The sequence below is a fragment of the Lutispora sp. genome (assembly GCF_041687175.1).
In the GTDB taxonomy this organism is placed as follows: domain Bacteria; phylum Bacillota; class Clostridia; order Lutisporales; family Lutisporaceae; genus Lutispora.
The window spans coordinates 1-9,389 of sequence record NZ_JAWLCK010000101.1; the positions used below are offsets into that span (position 1 = coordinate 1).

9 protein-coding genes are annotated in these 9,389 nt (G+C 37.4%); 2 read left to right on the forward strand and 7 right to left on the reverse strand.

Annotated elements, in window-relative coordinates:
* Together ACESM9_RS12235 and ACESM9_RS12240 are read right to left on the reverse strand one after the other, a co-directional pair.
* On the reverse strand, nt 1-321 hold a 321-nt coding region (locus tag ACESM9_RS12235), incomplete at its 3' end, for an amidohydrolase family protein (protein ID WP_372998986.1).
* A 135-nt stretch (nt 322-456) separates the two neighbouring features.
* The gene (locus ACESM9_RS12240; protein ID WP_372998989.1) at nt 457-1,218 is read right to left on the reverse strand and encodes an IclR family transcriptional regulator; all 762 of its coding nucleotides are present in this window, start codon (nt 1,216-1,218) and stop codon (nt 457-459) included.
* A 231-nt stretch (nt 1,219-1,449) separates the two neighbouring features.
* On the opposite strand from ACESM9_RS12240, the gene codB reads away from it, so the two are divergent.
* Complete coding sequence (gene codB / locus ACESM9_RS12245; RefSeq protein ID WP_372998991.1) at nt 1,450-2,751, forward strand: cytosine permease; 1,302 nt, start codon at nt 1,450-1,452, stop codon at nt 2,749-2,751.
* Between the two features lie 142 nt (nt 2,752-2,893).
* Here the strand turns inward: codB and ACESM9_RS12250 are convergent, their stop codons facing one another.
* The 3 genes from ACESM9_RS12250 to ACESM9_RS12260 all read right to left on the reverse strand — a co-directional run bounded on the left by ACESM9_RS12250 (nt 2,894) and on the right by ACESM9_RS12260 (nt 6,227).
* A complete protein-coding gene (locus ACESM9_RS12250) occupies nt 2,894-4,285 on the reverse strand; it encodes an N-acetylmuramoyl-L-alanine amidase (protein WP_372998994.1) in 1,392 nt (463 codons plus the stop codon).
* On the reverse strand, nt 4,275-5,150 hold the full coding sequence (gene yabG / locus ACESM9_RS12255) for a sporulation peptidase YabG (RefSeq protein WP_372998996.1): 876 nt from the start codon (nt 5,148-5,150) through the stop codon (nt 4,275-4,277). Before yabG ends, ACESM9_RS12250 begins: the two co-directional genes overlap by 11 nt.
* A gap of 84 nt (nt 5,151-5,234) precedes the next feature.
* Nucleotides 5,235-6,227 (reverse strand): CotS family spore coat protein, encoded by a 993-nt coding sequence (locus tag ACESM9_RS12260; RefSeq protein ID WP_372998998.1) that lies wholly within the window; start codon nt 6,225-6,227, stop codon nt 5,235-5,237.
* Nucleotides 6,228-6,509: 282 nt separating this feature from the next.
* On the opposite strand from ACESM9_RS12260, the gene ACESM9_RS12265 reads away from it, so the two are divergent.
* Nucleotides 6,510-7,634: a glycosyltransferase family 4 protein gene (locus ACESM9_RS12265; RefSeq protein ID WP_372999001.1), complete on the forward strand. Its 1,125-nt coding sequence runs from the start codon at nt 6,510-6,512 to the stop codon at nt 7,632-7,634.
* A 439-nt stretch (nt 7,635-8,073) separates the two neighbouring features.
* Here the strand turns inward: ACESM9_RS12265 and ACESM9_RS12270 are convergent, their stop codons facing one another.
* A complete protein-coding gene (locus ACESM9_RS12270; RefSeq protein ID WP_372999004.1) occupies nt 8,074-8,277 on the reverse strand; it encodes a hypothetical protein in 204 nt (67 codons plus the stop codon).
* The coding region (locus tag ACESM9_RS12275) for an ArsA family ATPase (RefSeq protein WP_372999007.1) at nt 8,270-9,389 on the reverse strand (1,120 nt) is incomplete at its 5' end. The genes ACESM9_RS12270 and ACESM9_RS12275, both read right to left, overlap by 8 nt.

Sequence of the window (9,389 nt, forward strand, 5' to 3'; positions counted from 1 at the left end):
AGCCCCTCTCTTTATGACATCTCCTGCCCTTTCTACAATATCTTCTGTGGTGTATTTGGCTTTTTTGTCCCATATAATTTCTATAGCTTCTCTCAATGTACCGGATACATTCGGTCTTACCACTTCTACAATATTCACTTTATCAAGGTGAATATGAGGATCGATGAAAGAAGGCACAGTAAGCTTTCCTCCTGCGTCTATTTCTTCTGCTGCTTTCTGAGGAATGTCTTTATCTACTCCTGTTATTTTGCCGTCTTTTACTGCTATATCCCATAGACCCTCTCTGTTTCTAAGCTTTGCGTTGCGGATTATTAAATTCAAATTCATTCATCCCTTTCACTATATGAAATTTATATATTATATTACGAAATATAGTATCCATATTCTATATTTATCAGAAAATTCCTTCTCCTTTATATAAATTTAAACAAAATAAAACCTTGGTGTTATCCAAGGTTAGTAGAATGTTCCTCTCATGGCTTCCGTTATCTTTTTCGAGGCTTTTATCAGATGGTCTGAGATAAATTGAATTTTTTCTTCATCCATCCTTGTGCTTGGCGCAATGGTTGATATTGTGCAAATTACTCTTCCGTCATTATCTAGTACAGGCACCCCAATCGCTGTTATCATATCTTCATAGTCATTGTCTTCAAGAGTATAACCTCTTTCTCGAGAGATTTTCAATTCTTCAATAAGGCTTTTCAAGTCTTTTGTTGTATCGCTCATATACTTTTTCAGTTCTTCAGGTTTATGGTTTATTAAAAAAGCTTTCCCTGCAGCTGTACAATGAAGAGGAATTCTTCTTCCAATCTTCAAATATGCTCTGAGTGTTTTTTTGGACTCGCAGCCTGTCATGCATACAGCTTCATCATCGTCCCTAATAAAGAGATTGGTAGTCTCGCCAGTTATATCTACACACTCCTCCAGAATCGGAGTAACTCTGGAGAAATATTTTTCTGGTCTTCTGCCTCCAATCCATGCGAAGAATATTTCCGGACCTATGTCATATTTCCTTGTAGCCTTGTTTTGACTAACAAATCCTTCTTCCATAAGTGTTTTTAATAAATGATGTATTGTACTCACATTATAGCCTAAAGCTTTTTCCAAATCAGAAAGATTCACTTCATCATCCGAATCTATTATATATTTTAGTATTTTTAAGCTTTTTTGCACTGATTTTATCAAACCCTTGCCGTTGTTATCATTTTGTTGTTCCATGATTTTACTCCCTTCGATAAATCTATAGTATGTTCATAAAGCAATTTCATAATCTGAAAAGATTATATCACCACTTGTTTTATTGTTCAATAATACTGTCAAGAAATGTTGTAAATTATGACAAAATATTTTCTAAAAAAAAGAGGAAATTTTATGAATATATAGAATATAATTAACTAATTTCACGTTACGGCATTTTGATTTCATATTATGAAAAAAGGAGGTTTATTCATGGCTGAAAACAATAATCAAATCATTGATAAGGATTATCCATTGGATCATGTGCCTCAAAGTGCTCGTGTAGGCTTATTATCTTTGTCAGCAGTGCTCCTGGGCTGTACATTCTTCAGCCCTACTATGGTGGCAGGAGGGCAGGTAGCTGCATCCTTCGGACTTAACAGATTCCTATGGGCTATGATTGTAGGAAACTTGATATTGGGTATTTATGTTGCCGTCATGGCAGTAATAGGTACCAAAACCGGATTGACTTCTGTTTTATTATCCCGATATACTTTGGGCCTTGGCGGGGCTAAATGGGCAGGTTTCCTACTGGGAGGAACTCAGCTGGGATGGTATGCAGTATCTTCTGCTTATGTTGCTGAAATATTTGTGAGAGCTTTCAATATGCCCAATTCATACTTATTCTGGGCTATATTCTGGAGTTTGGTAATGGGCTTTACAGCAGTATATGGATTTAAGGCAATGGAAATCGTATCCTATGTTGCTATTCCTTTGATTCTTATTCTTACAATATGGGTTCCTATACTAGGTGTTAAGGAAGCTGGTTCATGGGCTGCACTGTCTGCCATACAACCTTCAGCAGAGCCTATGGCTATGACTACAGCTTTGACAATAATAGTTGGTACATTTGCTTCCATGGGAACTCAAGTAACAAACTGGTCCAGGTTTGCAAAAAATGCAACAATAAGCTTTATTGCAGCACTCTTAGCATTTTTCATTGGCAATGGGATAATGGTTTTTGCAGGTGGCATAGGTGCCATAGCTTTCCAGCAGGGCGATATAGTTGAAGTTTTCCTGAAGATGGGCATAATATTCTGGGCCTTGATTATACTGACCATTAATATCTGGACCACTAACGATGCTGCTGCATATGCCTTCGGTGTCGCTGGTTCAGAATTCTTTAATAAGGAAAACAAAAGGCCTTATATAATCGGTGGAGTATTAATCGCTACAGTTTTGGCAGCAACTGGTGCTTACAACTTCTTCATTCCATTCCTTGTGGGCTTAGGTATATTCATACCACCTCTTGGAGGTACAATAATCGGAGATTATCTTTTTGTTTGGAAGACTAAGATGCCTAACTTGAAGGATGTTGAATTCAAGACCTTCAGAGTTGCAAACATTGCAGCTTATATAATAGGTACCGGAGCGGCCTATTTCACAAATAAATATGGTATAGGAATTCCTCCTCTTCAAGGTATTATTGTAGCTGGTCTCATGGTTCCAGTTATGAATGCTGTTATTAAAAACGATGGTCACAATGTAAAGACAGACAGTTCTATACAGGCATAGTTTCATATCCTAGATTACATTTTCTAAATCAATATGCACAATTAAAAAAGCCTAATATGGTTTAAAGGACTTACCCCTAAACCATATTAGGCTTAGTAATTTTTATAACATCCTTAATTTTGTGGAAGATAATAAGTGAAAGCTATTTACCCTTCTGCTCATAATAGCTAATAATGCCTTGTGCTATTGCCTCAGCAGCTTTTCTTCTTCTATCCGGATCTGCCAGTTTACTCTCATCCTCAGGATTTGTCATATACAATAGATTTATTTGAAGAGTACTGCATTTCACTTCCTTCAGCATATAAAAATCAGCAATCCTCAGTCCCCTGTTTCTGCATTGAAGCTGTTGGCATAAACCATCTAGGATTATATTTCCTAATTTAGCTGCCTCATTATCTTCTCTATAGTAATAGGCTTCAGTTCCGGAGGCACTTTGGTTAGGAAATGTGCTTTGACAAATAGATATAAAAAAATCAGGCTTTACCTTGTTCGCAATATCTGCCCTGTCACAAAGATGTACATGGTCTTTATCTGTCCTTGTTAGATAAACTCTCGCTCCTGCTTCTCTCAGCAGTTTTTCTATTTCCTTTGCTATATCCAGGTTCACATCCCCTTCTCTAAGACCTTTAATGCTTACGCCTTCATAGATGTCTCCTTTACCCGATGCAGGATCTAAGACTATTACCTTTCCCTTCAAAGGTTTATTCTCCTCGGGAAGTTCCATCTCTTCAATCTTAATACCTGTATAATAATAATTGAGAATTTCTCTATAATCCATACCTCTTCTAGCCATCTCTTCAGTTCCTGTTATGCAGAGCCCCAATCCATGACCAGTTCCTATGCAGCTTATGAGAAATCTCACAGGCATATAATTGAACCTGGTGGAATTAAGACCTAATTTCTCCATTATCTCTGTTCCTTTGAAGGATTTGCCTCCTATATCGAGGGATTTTATCCTTCCCTGATCATCAATATCCATATTTTCAAATATGCCTTTTATATTATAGTAAACATCCTTTGGTCTCTCTATTTTTACATTTAACAACCTCTCCAAATCTTCCAGGGTGAAAAATTTTTCTTTATCTTCATCTTCATACCCCTCACAGTAATCACAGAAAACCTTCCTTAAATAGGTAATGCGGCTTCCTATAACATTCTCTGAATTTTCAGTAGAGCCGCCGCATCTATAATGATAATATGCTTTTATAGGCTTTTCATCGAAGGTTATTATCAAGTTTTTTGTATCTTTGATAGCCTGCATTATGCTTTCACTTACATTTATATTAGGCAAACCAAACTCCAGACAATGGCCGGGCTCAGTGCATAGAACATATCCAGGATGCTTTTCACACCCATGGCCTCCATATATCTTCAGCCTCCTGGCTAATTCTGTCCTGGCGATTATAGCGAAACATTTGGCAGTTTCCATATGAAAAGTTTCCCTAATATTAATAGCAGCCATTCTGCCTATCAGGTCATCCATGGGCATAAAGAAGCCTTTGGAATTTTCCCAATCATATACACTACACTTCATGGATGTCTCCTCCCTGCTTGTATTTATAGCGAGGTTTAGGAGCACCATCCCTATATTTACCTCTAGTCTGGAGTCCTCCTATTCCATTTATTCCTGATATGGTGAGTTTAGAAATCTCTTCCGGAGAAAACGTTTTGTCTATGGGTGTTAAAGCTGCTTTAATACAGGCTTTTACAGGATCTAAAGCATGAATTAATATCCTATTGGGAGAGCTGGCAAAATTTGCTCCAGCTTCTAAAATAGCCTCATAATGAGACTGGCAGGCACCAGCAATGATAATAAGCTCATCTAGTGAAGGTTGTACTTCTCTTGCTTCTTTGACGGACTGAATAAAGCTGTAGGAGTTTCTATAGCTGTTTATATCATCCAGATCTTTGCTATCCTTCAACAATCCATCATGGCCTGTCACTACCAAAATATCAGGTTTTGTTTCACGAAGGAGCCTTTTTATATGTTTGTATTGCTCCTCTTCCCTTATTTCATATCCAAAGGCTTTAATGCCCATTTTTTCATATTCCTTCAAGCAAAGCTTGAGATATTCGCTGTCACCATCCAAATGAAGAACCCTGCCAGGCTGCATAAATCCATATGACCCTTGTCTACTTAGGCTTCCCCTTTTTTTGCTTGTCATGATTTTGCCGGATGCTTTAAATCTCCTTGCAAAAACTTGTCTATCCTTTTCTACTTCTTCCTCTGACATTAGCACTAGGTCTGTTTCTGGCGAATCTGCCAGAAGCCTTACATTTATACCCTTTAGGAGAACAGTCTTCCCTTCACTTCTATTTTCTTCTATATCGCATACCTTGAATATTACATCACAACCATAGGATTTTCTTCCTACAATATCACCTGGTTTAATGGTCACAGTGTCATCACCCCTAAACTATTGGAAGTTATACTACATTGTATGTGCTCCATATATTTGGGGTGACAGGAGTTTTTTTTCGACTTAGGTTATAATATTGCGCAAATTGTTTACAAAATCCAGCATAAAGGCTTTATCATCCACTACTTCATAATATTTCTTTATGAATTTTTTCTTTGACCATTGGGTTTTACCGCTGTAATATCTATCGGTTACCCTCCAGAATCGCTGGGGGAATTCAGAAAGGGATAGTATCAGCATAAGCTCATCATCTGTAATAGGCCTGACTCTGTCATAATCCATGAGCATATCCATAGCTATATCTATATTGAATGAAAATCTCCTCATTACTCTTTGTATGACGGCAGCTATATCATAGCTGGGCAATTCATGGCAGCTGTAATCAAAGTCAATTATATTTATCTGTCCTTCTTTACTGATAATAATATTATGATATGTATAATCATGATGGCATATGGGCTTTAAACTTTCAGCCGCTTTACAGAGCACTTTATATCGCGATTCTCTAAGGGTATCATAGGCTCTCCAAGCCATTTCCATAAAAAAGTCCACATCCTCCAGAAACATTTTGTCAAATTCATCTTTATGTTTCTTTTTCTTTATGGTTTCTTTAATCTCTGCCAAATCGTTTATTTTTCTTAAGTAGCTCTTCTCCCATTTTCCTATATCATTCCTTTCTGCTGCTCCTGTTGGAGGTATGTACCCTTGTCCGTATATATGTAGTTCTGCCAATGTTCTCATGGCTGCTGAACGATCATAAGGATTTAAAAAACTGGATTCTCTTCCCGAGATAAAATCTTCCATTATGTATATGTTTCCTTCATCTATTACAAAAGGGAGTCCCTGGTCTGAAATCAAAAACCTGTCTAGATTATGAAAACCTCTTTTGTACATATATTCTTTCAGTCCATGAATATATAAAAGTTTCTCGGGTTCTTTTTTAGATTTTTTTATTATCTTGGGTCCCTTATTGGTATAGGCCAGATAGACTCCTCTCAGAGGCTTAAGGCCCATGATCTTGATTTTAAACCTAGATGCAATAGCTTCTATATTCATAAAAATCCCCCTGTGATAATTCGATCCTTTAATAATATGAGATTTCTATCTTCATTATTATCAAATTATCTATAATTTCTTAACAAGTTATCCACAACATATGCACATTCTGTGAATAAGCCAAAAGACCTAGAGGAAAATATCCATGTATTGAGCCCCAATAGCTTGTATATGCCCACAACTTGTGGATAACTTCTCCAAATATTTATTATATATTGGCAATTAAAAAGAAAATAAACATATTATAAAGTAATGAGCAAAGAATGTTGCGGAGGTGGCTTGATGATCATTGGTATAGACGGCAGGGCTGCATATTGGTATCGGGGAACAGGTATAGGCACATATGTGTATCAGCTTATCTATAAGCAAAGCCAATTGGATCAGTATAATCATTATTATATTTTAATTCCTAAGGAATCTGATTATAGTTTTATATGGGGGGACAATTTTCACAAAACCCCTGTGGATAACATGAGGAAGGATAGATTTTGGGAAGAACTGGAGATAAAGGATGTGCTTCTGGATAGAAATGTGGATTTGTATCATATACCTCAAAACGGCATTGGGATGCCCAAAGAGAAGATATGTCCCTTTGTGATCACATTGCATGATGTTATACCCATAACCATGCCAGAAACAGTGGGACCATATTATTGCAAAAAATTTTTAGACAGCATACCTGAAATATTGGATAAAAGCGATGCCATTCTTACTGTTTCAGAATTTTCCAAGGCTGATATATGCAGAGAGCTGAGCTTGCCTGAAGATAAAGTGTTTGTAAGCAGGCTGGCAGCAGAGGATATTTATACCCCTGTGGATAAGTCACTGGCAAGGGCTTACATAAGAGAGAAATATAGTATTGAGGATGATTTTTTTCTGTATGTAGGCGGTTTTAACCCAAGAAAAAATATAAAATCACTTCTATTAGCTTTTGCTTATATTAAAGAAAAGTTGAAGAAGAGTTATAAAATAGTGATTTTGGGTAAGCAGGGGAAATCCTATGATGACTTGGTAAACCTGAGCCATAAGCTAAAAATCAACAACGATTGCATATTTACCGGATTTATTCCTGTTGATGATATGCCCTTTTTCTATAACGCTGCTTCTGTGTTTGTATATCCTTCCTTATACGAAGGATTCGGCTTACCAGTGGTGGAGTCTATGGCCTGTGGTACTCCAGTGATAACATCCAATATAACTTCTTTGCCGGAAGTTGTGGGTGATGCAGCTATAACTTTATCTCCTGAGGATTATGAAGCTATAGGCGACAATATGCTACAATTAGTGGAAGATGATAAGCTATATGAGACTATGAGGATAAAGGCATTGGAAAGGGCTGCATTATATTCCTGGGATAAGACTGTGAAGGATACGATAGAGGTATATAAACGAGTTGCGTTGCCTTAGGTATTCCTTTTGGGTCGGTCTCTAGTCTCTAGTCGCTGGTCGCTTGTCATTTGGCTTGGGTATTCCTTTAGGGTATTGATTCGCGCTGCGTTGCCCTTAGTATTCCTCCAGGGTCCGAACTCAGAACTCAGAGCTCAGAACTCAGAGCTCAGAATATGGGTCTTACTTTAGGATCTGATGTGAGGTAAGTAGTTTGGGCGGAAATGATGGAGCCGTCACTTGAGAGTGGCGGCTTTGAATTTTCATTCTTAATCAAATCATCCAGACAGGCACATACCAGTTATTTTCATCTATAGGCAGCAGATCATTGGCCATACAGACTACAGCACCTCTCAGCAGTGAATTTGGCTAATAAACCGAATTCTTCGTCTAAACTAAACTATGATTTTATTATGGCCAAACTTGTGATTATAGTCAAGGTATCTCAGCAGTATATATTCTATTCTATAACGATATTATTAATCTTATTTTTCCCTTCAGGCTTTGTATCTCCTAGGTTTTTGCATCCCTCCTCAATACCTTCCAATACTATTCTGCCTAATTTTCTAATTTCGTCAGCCACACCCGAGGGCATTGAATTTATAATTTCATTTGCTGCCCTTATCTTGTATTTAATAAGCTCCTTTATCAATGTTTCATTCATTCTTTTCACCACCAAACCATATTCTGAGCTTTTCATCCTCGAATTTAGCTTTTGTTATGAAATAGTCCAGCAAGGTTCTTGGGAGAGCTATATTTCTCTTGATGCTGCCTGCCTTTATTATGAGTTGATCTCCTTTTTGGTTAAGATTTAAATCTCTTTTATCCATGAAAGGCATCTCTATTGTCATCACATAGTCTTCTCCATCCTTATCAACCCTTTGAGCTCTTCCATTGTATTTTATTGCTGTAGGATCTTCGGATTTAAAGATCTCTCCAGCCATTCTATTGAGCATTTTCATCCCCACTACCTCAGTTTCAAAAAGAGGAGCGTAGTATATGGGTATAGGCTGGAAGCTTTGTACTATCTCGTCCTTATACTTCTTCTGTATGTCTTTCCACACCATAAAATAATCATCATGAACATTATCTGGTATTACTCTGTTTACAACGATTGCATCCACATTGAAATCATATATATTCAAATAAGTGAAGCTTCTTTGGGCTTCTTTTATGACCATCTTCTCAGGATTCACAACGATTCTTATACTTGTTATTTCTCTGTCGGAAAATATTTTCTTCATATCATCCAACTGATGATACAGGTTATCTAATTCATCCATTACCTCTCCAGAAGGCATGGGAACCTTAAGCAGAGATTCCGCAACAGGTCCTGCCACCTTTATGACTTTTTTCTTTATGGGGAAGAGTTTTTCCATCCACCATCTCAGCATTTCAGGAAAACTGAGGAGAGCCAAAGTTTCCCCCGTCGGTGCGCAATCTATGATTATTACATCAAATCTATCTTCTTTGTAATATTTCAGTACCTTAAGGAGGCTCAGCAAATCTTCCATTCCAGGGAACATAGTCAACTCCTCGGTTGTTATATCTTTTACTGCTTTTGATGTAAGAAGCTCTGTGCAGTATTTCTGCACCTTACCCCAGCCCTCTTCCACTTCGTGTATGGCATCAATCTCCTGAGCCCAAAGATTATCTTTGATTTTTACTGGCTCACTGCCTAGTTTCATATCAAAGGAGTCTCCAAGACTATGAGCTGGATCGGTGCTTATAACCAAAGTTTTTTTACCTATCTCTGCACTTTTTACTGCAGTAGCT